This is a genomic window from Duganella dendranthematis (genome assembly GCF_012849375.1).
Taxonomy (GTDB): Bacteria; Pseudomonadota; Gammaproteobacteria; order Burkholderiales; family Burkholderiaceae_D; genus Rugamonas; species Rugamonas dendranthematis.
In genome coordinates this window covers 2,438,379-2,453,940 of record NZ_CP051684.1, presented here as the reverse complement: position 1 = coordinate 2,453,940, position 15,562 = coordinate 2,438,379, and the positions used below count along the sequence as shown (strand labels likewise).

The 15,562-nt window shown below is 59.0% G+C and carries 13 protein-coding genes; 5 read left to right on the top strand and 8 right to left on the bottom strand.

Annotation, left to right across the window (positions count from 1 at the left end; all coding sequences use genetic code 11):
- Positions 1-22 precede the first annotated feature (22 nt).
- Both HH213_RS11280 and HH213_RS11275 read right to left on the bottom strand, forming a co-directional pair.
- Positions 23-1,633, bottom strand: a complete 1,611-nt coding sequence (locus HH213_RS11280) for a GMC family oxidoreductase (protein WP_169112312.1) — start codon at positions 1,631-1,633, stop codon at positions 23-25.
- A 16-nt stretch (positions 1,634-1,649) separates the two neighbouring features.
- Complete coding sequence (locus HH213_RS11275; RefSeq protein ID WP_169112311.1) at positions 1,650-2,687, bottom strand: NAD(P)H-dependent flavin oxidoreductase; 1,038 nt, start codon at positions 2,685-2,687, stop codon at positions 1,650-1,652.
- A gap of 300 nt (positions 2,688-2,987) precedes the next feature.
- Here HH213_RS11275 and HH213_RS11270 point away from each other — a divergent pair, with 300 nt between their 5' ends.
- The gene (locus tag HH213_RS11270) at positions 2,988-4,940 is read left to right on the top strand and encodes a bifunctional diguanylate cyclase/phosphodiesterase (RefSeq protein ID WP_229263398.1); all 1,953 of its coding nucleotides are present in this window, start codon (positions 2,988-2,990) and stop codon (positions 4,938-4,940) included.
- Positions 4,941-5,316: 376 nt separating this feature from the next.
- Positions 5,317-6,003, top strand: a complete 687-nt coding sequence (locus HH213_RS11265) for a 5'-methylthioadenosine/adenosylhomocysteine nucleosidase (RefSeq protein ID WP_169112310.1) — start codon at positions 5,317-5,319, stop codon at positions 6,001-6,003.
- 43 nt (positions 6,004-6,046) lie between these two features.
- Here the strand turns inward: HH213_RS11265 and putA are convergent, their stop codons facing one another.
- The gene (gene putA, locus HH213_RS11260; protein ID WP_169112309.1) at positions 6,047-9,697 is read right to left on the bottom strand and encodes a trifunctional transcriptional regulator/proline dehydrogenase/L-glutamate gamma-semialdehyde dehydrogenase; all 3,651 of its coding nucleotides are present in this window, start codon (positions 9,695-9,697) and stop codon (positions 6,047-6,049) included.
- A 211-nt stretch (positions 9,698-9,908) separates the two neighbouring features.
- Between putA and HH213_RS11255 the strand changes: the two genes are divergently transcribed.
- Both HH213_RS11255 and HH213_RS11250 read left to right on the top strand, forming a co-directional pair.
- Positions 9,909-10,364 carry an Lrp/AsnC ligand binding domain-containing protein gene (locus tag HH213_RS11255; RefSeq protein ID WP_008443393.1) on the top strand — a complete coding sequence of 152 codons (456 nt, stop codon included), beginning with the start codon at positions 9,909-9,911 and terminating at the stop codon, positions 10,362-10,364.
- A 57-nt stretch (positions 10,365-10,421) separates the two neighbouring features.
- Positions 10,422-11,975, top strand: coding sequence for a methyl-accepting chemotaxis protein (locus HH213_RS11250; RefSeq protein ID WP_169112308.1), 1,554 nt, complete (start codon positions 10,422-10,424; stop codon positions 11,973-11,975).
- On the opposite strand, the gene HH213_RS11245 is transcribed toward HH213_RS11250, so the two are convergent.
- Positions 11,972-12,952 (bottom strand): LysR family transcriptional regulator, encoded by a 981-nt coding sequence (locus HH213_RS11245; protein WP_110846035.1) that lies wholly within the window; start codon positions 12,950-12,952, stop codon positions 11,972-11,974. The genes HH213_RS11250 and HH213_RS11245 overlap by 4 nt on opposite strands.
- Before the next feature lie 152 nt (positions 12,953-13,104).
- On the opposite strand from HH213_RS11245, the gene HH213_RS11240 reads away from it, so the two are divergent.
- Complete coding sequence (locus tag HH213_RS11240; RefSeq protein ID WP_169112307.1) at positions 13,105-13,311, top strand: hypothetical protein; 207 nt, start codon at positions 13,105-13,107, stop codon at positions 13,309-13,311.
- Between the two features lie 15 nt (positions 13,312-13,326).
- Here HH213_RS11240 and HH213_RS11235 read toward each other — a convergent pair whose 3' ends face one another.
- The 4 genes from HH213_RS11235 to rsmD form a co-directional block, all read right to left on the bottom strand.
- The gene (locus tag HH213_RS11235; protein ID WP_169112306.1) at positions 13,327-13,917 is read right to left on the bottom strand and encodes a chalcone isomerase family protein; all 591 of its coding nucleotides are present in this window, start codon (positions 13,915-13,917) and stop codon (positions 13,327-13,329) included.
- A 97-nt stretch (positions 13,918-14,014) separates the two neighbouring features.
- Positions 14,015-14,269 (bottom strand): YfhL family 4Fe-4S dicluster ferredoxin, encoded by a 255-nt coding sequence (locus HH213_RS11230; protein ID WP_110846032.1) that lies wholly within the window; start codon positions 14,267-14,269, stop codon positions 14,015-14,017.
- A 12-nt stretch (positions 14,270-14,281) separates the two neighbouring features.
- Positions 14,282-14,782, bottom strand: coding sequence for a pantetheine-phosphate adenylyltransferase (gene coaD, locus HH213_RS11225; protein ID WP_110846031.1), 501 nt, complete (start codon positions 14,780-14,782; stop codon positions 14,282-14,284).
- Between the two features lie 107 nt (positions 14,783-14,889).
- Positions 14,890-15,537, bottom strand: coding sequence for a 16S rRNA (guanine(966)-N(2))-methyltransferase RsmD (gene rsmD, locus HH213_RS11220; RefSeq protein WP_110846030.1), 648 nt, complete (start codon positions 15,535-15,537; stop codon positions 14,890-14,892).
- Positions 15,538-15,562: the final 25 nt, after the last annotated feature.

The following is a 15,562-nucleotide window of genomic DNA, read 5'->3' as shown; positions in this document are numbered from 1 at the left end:
ACGATGAATTTTTGATCTAGATTCAAGCGGTGCGGATTAGCTGGGCGGCTTTTTCCGCAATCATGATCGTCGGCGAATTGGTGTTTCCAGAGGTGATGAAAGGCATGACGGACGCATCCACCACCCGCAATCCGCTGACGCCTTTTACGCGCAATTGACTGTCGACCACCGCCGCCGGATCGTCGGCGCGGCCCATCTTGCAGGTGCCGACCGGATGGAAAATTGTGGTGCCGATGATACTCGCTGCCTCGGCCAGTTCCTCCTCGGTGCGATAGTGGAGGCCGGGCTTGTACTCTTCCGGCGCGTACGCTTTCAGCGCCGGTGCGGCGACTATTTTGCGGGTCAGCGTGAGCGCTTCCGCCGCCACCTTGCGGTCTTCCGGCGTGCTCAAATACATCGGCGAAATCTTCGGCGGCGCATACGGATCGGCGCTGGCGATGCGCACATGGCCGCGCGACGTCGGCCGCAGATTGCACACGCTGGCCGTGAAGGCCGGGAAAGTGTGCAAAGGATCGCCAAACTTTTCCAGCGACAGTGGCTGCACGTGGTACTCCAAATTTGGCGTCGCTTCGCTGGCGCTGGAGCGCGCAAACGCCCCCAGCTGCGACGGCGCCATCGACATCGGCCCGCTCTGGAACATCGCATACTCAAGGCCGATGCGCATCTTGCCGAACCAGTTGGAAGCCATGGTATTCAAGGTGCGCGCGCTACCGCCCAGCTTGTAAATCATGCGCAGTTGCAGATGGTCTTGCAGGTTTTCACCGACGCCTGGCAGGTCGACCAGCGGCGTGATGCCGAGTTCATGCAAGCGCGCCGCCGGACCGATGCCGGAGCATTGCAAAATTTGCGGACTGCCAATGGCGCCTGCCGCCAGCAGGGTTTCCTTGCGCGCGCCGGCAGTAAATTGTGTGCCGCCGCCGGTGAAAATCACGCCGGTACACGCGCCGTTTTCGATCTGCAAACGTTCCACGTGACACCCGGTCATGATGGTCAGATTGGGCCGCCGCGCCGCCGGCCTCAGAAAGGCCTTGGCGGTATTCCAGCGGATGCCGCGTTTTTGATTGACGTCGAAATAGCCGCAGCCGGCGTTGTCGCCGCGGTTGAAATCGTCCACTTTCTGGATGCCGGTCTGCTCGGCGGCGTCGCGGAACGCGTCCAGTATCTGCCAGGACAAACGCTGTTTTTCCACGCGCCACAAACCGCCTGTGCCATGGAATTCTGACGCGCCGCCGTGGTAGTCCTCACTCTTCTTGAACAGCGGCAGCACAGACTCCCAGCGCCAGCTGTCATCGCCGGTGATTTCGGCCCAGCGGTCGTAGTCGCCAGCTTGGCCACGCATGTAGATCATGCCGTTGATCGAAGAGCTGCCGCCGAGCACTTTGCCGCGCGGGTACAACAGGCTGCGGCCGCCCAGGCCGGGATCGGCCTCGGTGCGGAATTTCCAGTCGGTGCGGGGATTGTCGATGCAATGCAAATAGCCGACCGGAATGTGAATCCACACATAATCGTCACGGCCGCCCGCCTCGATCAGCAGGACTTCGGTGTCTTTGTCGGCGCTGAGCCGGTTGGCCAGAACGCAGCCAGCCGAGCCAGCGCCGATGATGATGTAATCGTAGCTGCCTGCTGATTCCAAAAACGGTCTCCTCGTGTTATTGCGCGCTGATCTCCGCCAGCAAAGTCTCCACCAATTTCGCCGCCGGCAAAGCCCGCGCACGGGATACGCCGGTGCCGCACCAGAGCGACATCAGTTCGGTCTCGCCACGTTTGGCCGCTTCGGCTCTTATTGGTGACGTTAATGCGTTTTGAACAGGATATAACGGCAGTAAACGTTCGTTAGCAGCCATTTGCTGAATGAAACGGTTTTCCAGTCCGCGTGCATAGCGGCCAGAAAACGTACGCGTCAATTTAGTAGGGTGGTCACCGGCCGTCAGCAAGCGCTGCTTATAGGCGGCGCCGATACTGGACTCGTCACAGACCAGGAACGCCGTTCCCATCTGCACCGCTTGCGCACCGGCCGCCAGCGCGCGGCGGATATCGGCCCCGTCCATGATGCCACCGGCGGCAATCACCGGAATATTCACCGCCGCCACTACGGCAGGCAGCAATTCAAATGTTCCCAGCGTGGCATTTTCCTGTGCGCCGATGAAGGTGCCGCGATGTCCGCCCGACTCCACGCCGGATGCAATTACCGCATCGGCGCCCCGGCTTTCCCAGGCCAGCGCCTCATCAACGTGCGTCACGGTGCCGATCACGAAAATGCCGGCCTCATGCAAGCGCTGGATTTGCTCCACAGTCAGAATGCCGAAGGTAAAACTGGCCACGGCCGGCCGCAAGGCGATCAGCGTTTCAAATTGCGGCGCGAAATCCTCGCACCATTTGGCCGGCGTCGGCAACCCCGTCCAGCCCAGCGAAGACCAGGCCGGTTTCAACCATTCTTTGGCCCGTTCCACCTCATCCGCAGACGGATTTGGCGTCTCCTGAACGAAAAAATTGAGGCAAAAAGGCCGGTCGGTGAGCGCGCGGATCTGCGCAGTTTGGTCGCGAATCGCGTCTGGCGACAACAAGGAACAGGCCAGCGAACCCAGCCCGCCAGCGTTGGAGACAGCAGCAATTTGCGCGGGCGTGTTGAAACCGCCAGCGGTCGGTCCCTGGACGATGGGATGCGGAAAAACAGATGTTAATGACATCAATTCCCCTGTTTACGGCTGTGGATAAGCATATGGATATCCACAGGTGCCAAATGTGAGTAAACAAACGAATGTTCTGGACGACTTTTTTTATCCCAAAACAGTTCTTCGCTCATACAAGGTTTACGCGACTGTTTATAAAGCTCGTAAACGGCTGATTTTAATCCAAAATGAGCAGTTATCCACAGAAAAGTGTCGGTGTTAACAACTATCACTATTTTTATATTACATCTTTAGAGTAAACCATAAAACCTCCGATATACTGGTCTTGTCAAACAAACAGCTTCAATCGGAGATGTTTTGTTCTCACCACACACAAACTCCAGGTCGCCTGCTTATCTGCGATTTCGACGACGCCTGATCGCTGGCCTGTTGTCGATGGCAGCACTTGCCATTGCTGTGGTCATCAGCCAATTCCGCACTGCCTACCTGGAACGCGAACTCGCCGTCCAAACCCAAACCGAGCATTACGTCAAAGCGATGGAAGCGCACGTGCTGTACTCGATTCAATCGGTGGATTTGTCGCTGATCAGCTTTGCCAACGCCATCAAAGTGCTGTCTGCAAAGCAAAGTCGTTCGCCAACAACCATGACGGACCTGCTTTCTTCACGCGGAGCCAATGTCAACAGCGATTACTGGATCACTTTTATCGATCCGAAAGGCAACGCGATCGCTACGTCGATCGGCAACAGCGTCATCGGCGCCTCGTATGCAGACCGCGACTATTTCAAAATCCATTTGAGCAATAGCTACAAGGACAAGCTGTTCATTGGCGAACCTGCGGTCGGCAAAATCAGCAAAAAACGGCTGTTTTTCCTCAGTCGTCGCGTAGAAACGGCCACCGGCGAATTCCTGGGCGTGGTTGCAGCGCCAGTCAACGTCGACCGTTACGTCACAGTATTTGAAAACTCGCGCTTCAATACGGATATCTCGATCACGCTGGTTCACGCTGGCGGCAAAGTCATTGCTCGCGTGCCCAATTTTGAACAGGCCTTCGCACGAGATCTGAGCAACACAGCCTTGTTCGACGGCGTGCGTCAAGCCAAGGCCGGTACTTACAAAACCTTCAGCGTGATCGACAACCTGAGCCGGATTTTTAGTTATCGCGTAATTGATGGCCTGCCGTTGATCATCGTTGTGGGAAGCAATGACTCGGAAACCAACCGTCTGCTGCAACAAAACTACCTGACTGCCGGTGCTGGACTGGCGATTTTGTTGTTGCTGATGATCAGTGCCGGCCATTTTTCACTGCGCACCTACAGGCGCCAGGAAGAACGCGAATTACGTTACCGCACGCTGTACAGCGCGAGCCGTGAAATGGAACGCCAGCTGCTGGTCAACGAAGAATCGATGAAACTGGCGTCGCTACTGTTCCAAAACAGCGGCGAAGGCATGATGGTGGTGGACGCCAATGGCCAGATCCTGACCATCAATCCGGCATTTTCGCTGCTGAGCGGGTACACGGAGAAAGAATTAATCGGTCATCGTGCCTACGAATTGGCCTCGCACCGCCATGATCAGGAATTTTTCGATGAAATTTTTGCGTGTGTGAGGGATACGGGCCATTGGAACGGCGAATTGTGGCAACAAAGCAAGGACGGCGAGGAGTTCCTGGCCTCGATGGTGGTCAACGCCGTCTACGATGAGCAAGGCAATCCCTTCCGCTACGTCGCTTTGCTGAGCGACATCACGCAGAAAAAAGCTTCCGAGGAGCTGATCTGGCGCCAGGCCAACTTCGACACCCTCACCGGCTTGCCGAATCGGAACATGCTGTACGAGCATCTACGCCAGGAAATGAAAAAAACCGACCGTTCGCAGCTGCCGATGGCGCTGGTGTTTGTCGATCTGGACTACTTCAAGGAAATTAACGACACGCTTGGCCATGACAAGGGCGACGTGCTGCTCAAACAAGTGGCAAATCGCCTGCTCAGCTGCGTGCGCACCAGCGATATCGTGGCCAGGTTAGGTGGGGATGAGTTCACCGTGATTCTCAGCGAATTGCGCAAACCGGCCGACGTCGAGCGCACTGCGCAGGAAATTCTCAAGAAAATGAGCGCGCCGTTCCAGCTGGGCGAAGACATTGCCCAAATTTCGAGCAGCATCGGCATCGCTTTATACCCGCATGACGGTGCGGATGCCGATAGTTTGATGAAAAGCGCCGACAAAGCGATGTATGGCGCCAAGCAAAAGGGTCGAAATCGCTGCAATTATGCCAATTCAGGCGAAAAAAACACCGAGACTGTGTATAAGTGATTGGATATCCACAGGATGAGATGTGGCTAAGCACCTCTTTTAACCACAGGCCACTATTTTATCCAAAAACTGTTCCTGAGCTGATACAGCGCTTATGCAGCACGTTGTTTACGCTGTAAACAGATGATTTGTAAACGTATACATGACTTATCCACAGTTATATGCACGTTTACTACTACCACTATGTTTATATAAACCTTTTGTAAACAACTAAAAGCATAACGTCGGAAAAGCCGCAGGCGGAATAGGACGGCTGTTTGATGTTTGAAAGCCCTACAGACCACAAGAAACGCCTTAAAATTCACTTTTTTTCGCTACGCGTTGTGGAAAAAGCCTTGGATCTCCACAGCGATAACTCAAAATTTGAAGGAAAAGCATGCGTTTAGGCATCATCAGTGCGTTGGCTGAAGAACAGCAGGGGCTGATAGAGGCCCTTCAGAGCCCCGCCAGGCACGTTCATGGCATGAGGGAGTACACGGCCGGGAAACTGTGGGAAATCGACGCTGTGTGCGTTTTATCGCGTATAGGCAAGGTTGCTGCAGCAATGACAGCTGCAATCCTTGTGGAAAAGTTCGGAGTTACACACATCGTCTTCACCGGCGTCGCTGGAAGCGGAGATAAAAACGTGAAAGTCGGCGATATCGTGGTAGCCGATAGTTTGATCCAGCATGATTTCGATGCCAGCCCGCTGTTTCCAAGATTTGAAATTCCGCTGACCGGCTTGTCCAGCTTTGCCACAGACGTCGCTTTGACGGACAGATTGGTTGGCGCTGCATCGACAATCACGCGTGTACATCGCGGATTGATCGGCAGCGGTGATCAATTTATAGGCAAATTGGGCCAGATCCAGACGCTGAAAGCAGCGTTGCCTGATTTATTGGCAGTGGAAATGGAAGGCGCAGCGGTCGCCCAAGTGTGTTTTGAGCTGGGAATACCGATTGCCGTGATCAGAACAATCTCAGACAACGCCAACGATGACGCTGCGGTAGATTTCATGCATTTCATCAAAACCGTCGCCTCGCGCTACGCATTTGATGTGATCCAGAATTTCTGCAAGGCGTAAAAAAAGCCGGGCGAACCCGGCTTTGAGCTGTTTCTGATCGAAATTACGCAGTTTCGAGCGTCATCAGGCTGGCATTGCCGCCGGCTGCCGTCGTATTCACGCACAGAGCGCGCTCAGCGAGCAAACGCCACAGAGGGATGCTGCTCTCCTCGTTCGTGCTGATCAGGCCCACCAGCGCCCCGCTACGGGCCGCCAAAGCGTTGTGCTGGCTCTTGGCCATCATCGATTCCACCAGCGCGATCTGGAAATCGCAGTTTTCCAGGTCGGTAACGGTCTGGATGCGGTCTTTGACGGCTAACGGCAAGTCCGCCGGCACCAGATGCGCGGTAGCGGCCGACACCACCGCAGTGTTGCCGGTTGCCAGCACTGCCGCCAGTTGGTTCAGCAAGCCTTCCAGCGTGCCGGCCATGCAGGCCACAGAGCCACGGGACACCAGTGCCAGCGTGTTGCGCTCGCCTGTCGGGCCTGGCAGCATGGTCTCACTGCCGAGCATAGTCGAACGGCTGTATTGCTCCGCCAGGCTGGAAGCGCGCTCGTAGCCGTGTTGCTTGGCCCAGCCTGCCAACGCATCCAGTGCCGGCGTGCCGACGCGGGCATGCACCGGCGCCGTGCTGGCGCCGCGTTGCAGGCGTTTCAGGTACAGCGGACCACCGGCTTTCGGACCGGTGCCGGATTTGCCTTCGCCGCCGAACGGTTGCACGCCCACCACTGCGCCAACGATGTTGCGGTTGACGTAGATATTGCCGACATGTGCGCGGCTGGTGATGTAGTCGATGGTTTCATCGATGCGCGAATGCACGCCCAACGTCAGGCCGAAGCCGCTGGCGTTGATTTGCTCGACCACTTTCGGCAAGTCCGACCGCTTGTAGCGGATCACGTGCATCACCGGACCGAACACTTCCTGCGTTAGCTCGGCCAGCGAGCGAATTTCCAGCACGGTTGGCGGCACAAAAGTGCCCGCCGTTGTCACTTCCGATGGCAGATCCAGCGAGTAGTAATCGACCGCCGTCGCTTTCAGCTTGTTGATGTGGGCCAGCAGGTTGTGCTGCGCTTCGGCATCGATCACCGGGCCGATATCGGTCACCAGGCGGTCCGGCGAGCCGACTTTCAGCTCCTGCATCGCGCCTTTGAGCATTTTGATGGTCTTGTCGGCAATATCTTCCTGCAGGAACAGCACGCGCAGCGCCGAGCAACGCTGGCCAGCGCTGTCGAAGGCGGACGAGATCGCATCCTGCACCACCTGCTCCGGCAGCGCCGACGAGTCGACGATCATGGCGTTCTGGCCACCGGTTTCGGCGATCAGCGGAATGTCGGCGTTTTCCGCCGTCGCGCGCTTGGCCAGCGTGCGGTTGATCAGCTGCGCCACTTCGGTCGAGCCGGTGAAGATGACGCCTTTGACGCGGCTGTCGGCAGTCAGCGCGGCGCCGACCACTTCGCCGCGGCCCGGCAGGAATTGCAGCGCGGCGCGTGGAATACCGGCTTCGTGCAGCAGCTCGACCGCGCGGTGCGCGATCAGCGGCGTTTGCTCGGCCGGCTTGGCCAGCACCACGTTGCCGGCCGCCAGCGAGGCGGCCACCTGGCCGGTGAAGATGGCCAGCGGGAAGTTCCACGGGCTGATGCAGGTCACCGGACCCAGCGCCAGGGTGTTGGTCGCGCCGCTGACTTCGCCGGCGTAGTAGCGCAGGAAGTCGACCGCTTCGCGGATTTCCGCAATCGCGTTCGGCAGCGATTTGCCGGCTTCGCGGATGGCCAAGGTCATCAGTTCGACGGCATTGGCTTCGAACAGGTCGGCGGCGTTCAGCAGCGCGGCGGCGCGCACGGCCGGTTCGGTGGTTTGCCAGTCCATGGCGAAGTTGCTGGCGCTGGTCAGCGCGACTTCCACGTCGGTGGCGCTGGCCTCTACCAGTTGGCCGACGATATCGCTACGTTGCGCGGGATTGGTGATGTTTTGCACCGGCTGACCGGCGCTGACGCCACCCGCCAGCAACGGCGCGGCGTGCCAGCTGCGTGGTTCGGCCAGTGCGGCCGAGATATCGCGCAGCACGTTTTCATTGGCCAGGTCGAAACCGGCCGAGTTCTTGCGGTCGCCAAACATATCCAGCGGCAGGGCGATGCCAGGATGCGGCAGGCCGCCCTGTTCGCGCGCGGCCGCGACCGGATCGCGCAGCAGCGACTCGATCGGAATCGCTTCGTCAACGATCTGGTTGACGAACGACGAGTTGGCGCCGTTTTCCAGCAGGCGGCGCACCAGGTAGGCCAGCAGCGTTTCGTGGGTGCCGACCGGCGCGTAGATGCGGCAGGCCTTGTCCAGGTTGTCCTTGCCCACCACCTGGTCGTACAGCGATTCGCCCATGCCGTGCAGGCACTGGAATTCGTAGTCGTTCACACCATCGCGCTTGGCCCAGGTGTAGATGGTCGACAAGGTTTGCGCGTTGTGGGTGGCAAACTGTGGATAGATCAGGCCTTGTGCACCGAGCAGTTTTTGCGCGCACACCAAGTAGGAGACGTCGGTGTAGACCTTGCGGGTGTAGACCGGATAGCCGCTCATGCCGTCCACCTGGGCGCGTTTGATTTCCGCATCCCAGTAAGCGCCCTTGACCAGGCGCACCATGAATTTACGGCCGCTGCGCTTGGCCAGGTCGATCAGGTAGTCGATGACGAACGGGCAGCGCTTCTGGTATGCCTGCACCACGAAGCCGATGCCTTCGAAACCGGCCAGGTCGGGATCGTGCGCCAGCGCTTCCATCAGGTCCAGCGACAATTCCAGGCGATCGGCCTCTTCCGCATCGATATTCAGGCCGATGTTGTATTGCTTGGCCAGCAGTACCAGCGCGCGCACGCGCGGCAGCAGTTCTTCCATCACGCGTTGATGCTGGGCGCGGCTGTAGCGCGGGTGCAGCGCCGACAGTTTTACCGAAATGCCGGGACCGTTGCGGATGCCACGGCCGTTCGAGGCCTTGCCGATCGCGTGGATCGCGGTTTCGTAGGAAGCGTAGTAATTCCTGGCGTCGGCTTCGGTCAGCGCGGCCTCGCCCAGCATGTCGTAGGAATAGCGGTAGCCGCGCGCTTCGTTGGCCTGGCCGTTCTTGATCGCCTCGTCAATGGTCTGGCCGGTGACGAACTGGTTACCCAGCATGCGCATCGCCAGGTCCACACCTTTGCGGATCAGCGGTTCGCCGCCCTTGGAAATCAGCTTGGTCAGCGCCGAGCCCAGGCCGGTTTCGCTATTGGTCGATACCAGCTTGCCAGTGATCAGCAGACCCCAGGTAGCGGCATTGACGAACAGCGACGGCGACTCGCCCAGGTGCTTGCGCCAGTCGCCCTTGCTGATTTTGTCGGCAATCAGGCGATCCGCAGTGGCATTGTCGGGAATACGCAACAGTGCTTCAGCCAGACACATCAGCGCCACACCCTCGTCCGACGACAGCGAAAACTCGTGCATCAGCGCGTCCACACCCGACGCGCGGGTGCGTTCCGCGCGCACCGAACTGACCAGTTTTTGGGCCAGTTGCTGCGCCTGCTGAATGCTGACTTCGTCGTGCTGATTGAGCTGGCCGATCAGCCATTGCACCGCGCTGATTTCGTCTTTTCTATAGGCGGCCGTCACTGCGGCGCGCAGGGGAATCGGGTCGCGCAGGATTTCGGCCTGAAGGGCGGCAAACGGGGTAAAACCGGAGGAAACTGCTGCTTGCATGGGGTACTCTCAGAAGAAGAATCGGGAGCCGGTCCACGTACAAAAACACGCCCGTCAGCGAAGCCGGCGAGCGTGATTTAAAGTGAACTGCTTATGATTCGATTGTAGTGGGAATTCTTCTGGATTAATTCTGGTAATGCGGGGGGCTAGCAATAGATTGTTTTTAGTGAGACAATTTAACCAAATAATATTTATTTGGGAGTTCCCGGAAATGTTAGACAAGATCAGCAAAAAAATCTTGATGGAATTGCAGAGCGATGGCCGGATCTCCAACGTGGAGCTGGCCGCGCGGGTGAATCTGTCTCCCGCCGCTTGCCTGGAACGTGTGCGTAAGCTGCACGAGTCCGGGTATATCATGGGTTACACCGCCCAGTTGAATCCGCAACTGCTGGATGTCTCCCTGCTGGTCTTCATCGAGGTCGTGCTGGACCGCACCACACCCGAAGTCTTCGACGCCTTCAAACACAGCGTGCAGGTCATCCCGGAAGTGCTGGAATGCCACATGGTTGCCGGCGGCTTCGACTACCTGGTCAAAGCCCGCGTCAAGGACATGGCGGCCTACCGCGAATTCCTGGGTAAAACCCTGCTCCAGAAAGGCGTGCGTGAAACCCACACCTACGCCGTGATGGAAGAAGTCAAGAATACCACCAAGTTGCCCATAAAATAGCATCAAAGAAATAAAATTTGGAGACGCCCAAGGCGCCTGTTGAACAACGGGGGACAGATGAAGCTTTTGCAGCAGAAGTTGGTGCAGCGTGGATTGTGGATTTTGGGAGCGACGGCAGGCGGTACCTGCCTCGCCTATTTGTTCAACCTGGCGGGCGCCGGCCCCATCATGGCGGCCATTCCCGCCGCGCTGGGCGGAGCCGCCGTGGCGTGGTGGGCCGCGCGCCAGAATAGCGACGAGGGCGGCGTGCGACAGTTCGCCCAGACGGTTGGCGATGAAATCGACGCCATCATGATCGGCGCGGCGGAAACTTCGTATTTCGTCGACTCGGTCAAGAAGAAAATCGAACTGGACGTCCGCACCGCCGGCGGCATCGTCCAAAGCTCGAGCCTGAACGCCGACACCACCGAGCGTATCGCCGCCAATGCCGAGCGCGCCGCCAAGATCGCCGCCCAGGTGCGCGGCGAAACCGTGGCCGGCCGCGCCGAGGCCGACCATGGCCTGCAACGCATCCGCACCGCTCGCCAGGACGCCCAGACCGCCGCCGCTGTGATGACGGCGCTGCAAACCAATTCCCGCAAAATCTACGGCTTTACCGAGGCCATCAGCGAAATCTCCGCCCGCACCAACCTGCTGGCGCTGAATGCCGCCATCGAGGCCGCGCGCGCCGGTGAACAGGGCCGTGGCTTTGCCGTGGTCGCCAGCGAGGTGCGTCAGCTGGCGCTGCGCACCAAGGAGGCCACCGATGAAATCAGTGCCATGGTGCGCGAGATTAATCAGCAGGCGGAAAAGGCCGCCACCGGCATGAATTCGCTGGCCGTCAAGGTCAGCGAGGCCGCCGGCAATGTGGAAACCGTGCACGGGCTGCTGGGCAATATCGAGCAGTCGTCGGGCGTGTCGGAAGATGAAATCGGCCAGATCGCCCGGGCGTCGCGTGAGCACGTCGTCACCACCGAGGAAATCGCCCACGCCATCGCCAGCATTCGCGACAGCCTGTTATCCACCGAGAAAGAATTGCCGCGCGCGGCCAGCTCGGCCATGGCGCTGGCGGAACGGGCGGAAATCATCACCGGCGCACTGGGCGAATCGTCGATCGAAACCTCGCACGATGCGATCCGCGAGGCGGCGCAACGGGCGGCGGCGGAAGTGGGCCGCATCTTCGAGCGCGCCATCGCCAGCGGCCAGATCACCCGCGAGGCGCTGTGGGACCGTCACTACACGCCGATCCCGAACACCGATCCGCCCAAGCACAAGACCAGGTTCGACGATTTCACCGACCGCGTGCTGCCGTCCTTGCAGGAAGGCTTGCTGCAAGCCATGCCGCAACTGGCCTACGCCGGCACGGTGGATAACAACGGCTATTTCCCCACCCATAACAAGAAATTTTCGCAGCCGCTGACCGGCAACTACGATATCGACATCGTCAACAATCGTACCAAGCGGATCTTCAGCGACCGCACGGGCAAGCGCTGCGGATCGAATACCAAGCCGTTCCTGCTACAGACGTACAAGCGCGATACCGGCGAGGTCATGCACGACCTGTCGGCGCCGATTTATGTGGATGGCAAGCACTGGGGCGGTTTCCGCATTGGATACCGCTCCAGTCATTAACGGGAAGAAGCCGGCGCCTGGGTTGGCGTTGGCAGGGTGTTGACCGCGCGCTGGGTCTGGGTGTTCATCTTTTCCAGATGGGTGCGCAGCCATTTGTGCGCCGGGCTGCGCGCATCGCGTTCGTGCCACAGCATGTCCAGGTGGACCGCCGGCAGCTGGAACGGCAATTCCTTGTGCGCCAGCGCATCGGTCATGCCGGTGGCGGCGATCAGGTGGCGCGGCAGCACGGTGATCAAATCAGAGTTGGCCACCACGCGGCCGGCCGTGAAGAACTGGTTGACGGTCAACAGGATGCGGCGTTCGCGCTGAATCTGCGCCAGCGCCTCGTCAACCAGGCCATGCGCGCGGCCGGAGAAACTCACCAGCAAATGATTGGCGGCGCAATAGTTGTCCAGGTTCAGTTCGACCTTGGCCAGCGGATGGTCGCGCCGCATTACGCACACATATTTACCGGAATACAGGCGCTCGTGACGGATCGGCGAACCGGTCTCATACGACAGCTGCGCCGCCACGCCGGGGAAGAAGCCGACCGCCAGGTCGATATCGCCGCGCAGCAGCATTGGCCGCGGCTCGCGCGTGGTCAGCGGCACCATGCGCACGTTGATACCAGGCGCTTCGCTCTCGATCGAGCGCATCAGCGACGGCAGCCACATGGCGGCGGTCGCATCGGCCATCGCCATGCGGAAGGTGGCGTGGGCGGCCGAGACGTCAAAGGTCTCCGGCGCCACCGCCGCTTCCAGGCTGGCCAGCGCGCCGCGCACGGACGGCCACAGCGCTTCTGCGCGCGGCGTCGGCTTGACGCCGTAGGCGGTGCGGATCAGCAGTTCATCGCCGAGGCTTTCGCGCAGGCGCTTGATGGCGTTGGATACCGCCGGCTGGGTCATGGCCAGATGGCCGGCGGCGCGTGTCAGATTTTGCTCTGTCATCACGGCGTCGAAAACACGCAGCAGGTTCAGGTCCAGCGTCAGAAAGCTCATGGCGGCTCAGGGGAGTAGATGTTGGAGAAATAACGATAGCACAGTCCATTCACCAATCGCATAATTGTTATCGCGAAAGGAAATTGGATAACTATGTTGCGGCGCACTATAGTTACAGCAGATTCTAAAGCTACCGCTAAACTGTGTCCATCATGATTTCCGCAATACAAGATTTTTCTCTGTTCGCCGCGCTGTTTGCTGTGATGAAGCTGGCGCTGCTGGTCGGCGTGATCGGTGGTCTGGTGGTGCTGTTCAAGCCCCTGCTGCTGGGCTGCGCGCGCGCCGCCGTGTTGGTGGTCAAGCCGAAGTTGACGCGCGAACAACGCCTGCAGCGCCGCCAGCTGGCGACGCGTGCCTGATACTGCGACGCAGCATTACTTTTCGCCGAGCAGCGCCGGTTTCAACGAACTGTCCACCGGCTTATCACCCAGCCAGATACGCAGCACGGCGTTATAGAACGCCAGGTCCGGCATCAATTCCCCGATTTTCTTGCCATTCAAATAGCACTGGGTGCCGTCGTTCGGGGTCCAGTCCAGCGACAGCTGGTCGCCCTTCTTCAACACCGGCGTCTGCGCGAACACTTCACCAAACTTCATGATTTGCGGCAGGATCTTGTTGCGCTCGTCCTTGCCGGTATTGGCGTTGAGGCCGTCCGTGAAGGCCTTGCCGAACTCTTCCGAGCTGACTTCGCGCAGCATGGTGATGGCCACGCGGCGCGGACCCGGTACCGCCAGCACGTCCGGTACGGTCGATTTCTTGTCCGTCAGGTATAAACCGGCCGCATAGACTTTGAAGATGACCTTGGTACGCAGGCCGGCGCCGTTCAGCTTGAGCTGCTGGCCGCCCACGGTAACGGTATCGTCGAACTTGACGCCAGCCACATCGACGGCGGCAAAAGCGAAGGAAGGCAGCGCCGCAGCGATCGCGACGGCCATCAGGGTATGCAGAATGGTTCTACGGTTCATGAATGTCTCCGTGATAGGGGTGATCGGACTATACCACCATGGAGACCCAGCGGCGTGAGTGGCCGCACGGTCATGCTTTTTTGTAGAGTTTGGCTTCTCAGGCCTTGGCGATCTGCAGCAGTTCGAACTTGGCGAACAGCTGGTCCTTGGTTTCGCGCACGTCCGGATTGAACGGGATGCAGCTGACCGGGCACACCTGCTGACATTGCGGCTCATCGAAGTGGCCGACGCATTCGGTGCATTTATCCGGATTGATTTCGTAAATTTCCGCACCCATGTAAATGGCGTCGTTCGGGCACTCGGGCTCGCATACGTCGCAATTAATACAGTCGTCGGTGATCATTAACGCCATGACAGAACTCGCTTACGTTGCCTGGTCGGTGGGGTTGGCGGCGATCTTCTTCTTCAGCCAACGGTCCACCGATGGGAATACAAACTTGGAGACATCCCCGCCCAGCATGGCGATTTCACGCACGATGGTGCCGGAGATGAATTGATACTGGTCGGACGGCGTCAGGAACATGGTCTCGACGTCCGGCAGCAGGTAGCGGTTCATGCCCGCCATTTGGAACTCGTACTCAAAGTCGGAGACTGCGCGCAGGCCGCGGACAATGACGCGGGCATCGTGGTCGCGCACGAAGTCCTTCAGCAGGCCGGAGAAACTCTCCACCCGCACGTTGGGATAATGGCCCAGCACCTCATTGGCAATTTCCAGGCGTTCATCCAGCGAGAAGAAAGGCTTCTTGTTCTTACTGTCGGCCACGCCAACCACCAGCGTGTCGAACAGACCGGATGCGCGACGCACCAGATCTTCGTGACCACGGGTCAGCGGATCGAAAGTTCCTGGATAAACAGCTACTACCATTGCGGCTCCTTGCAGTGCACCAATATAGAACGCGCATTATGCCTGAAAATCGGCTTTTGCTTAAAATTGCCTTAATTTGGGGCGGTTTTAGCAGGAAATACAGCCAGTCAGGATTTGTATTTTAATAAATGATAGAACACCATTCCCGCTTTGTCAGCCCGAATGATTTCCCAGTCCGCCAGCCATTCCGGCGCCTCGCCTTCGGCGAACTCCAGCGCAAGCCCGGACTCGGCATACACCAGGCCGCCCTCTTTGAGCAGTTTGCTGCACAGCGGCAGGGTTTTTTCCAGCAAGCTCTGCTGATATGGCGGATCGAGGAAGATCAGGTCGTAGCGCTGGCCGCGCGCGGCGGCCGATTGCGCCACCGACAGCGCGTCGCCGCGCATGATCTGGACATTCTCGGCCTTCAGCTTCAGTTTGATTTCTTCCAGCTGGCGCGTGACTTGCGCGTTACTGTCGATCATGGTCACCGACTGCGCGCCACGGCTGGCCGCTTCAAAGCCCAAAGCGCCGCTGCCGGCGAACAGGTCCAGCACCTGCGCATTGGCCCAGTTGGCGTCGCGCTGGTGGTTGATCCAGTTGAACGCGGTTTCGCGCACGCGGTCAGGCGTCGGCCGCAGGCCCAGCGCGCTGAGCACTGGCAACGGCGTGCGTTTCCACTGGCCACCGATAATGCGCACCTGGTTGGCGTGTTGCGGACCGTGGACCGGCACCTTGGCTGGTTTGGCGGGCTTGCTGGAGGGCTTCTTTGGCATGTGACGCTGTTCTAAGTCATTGATT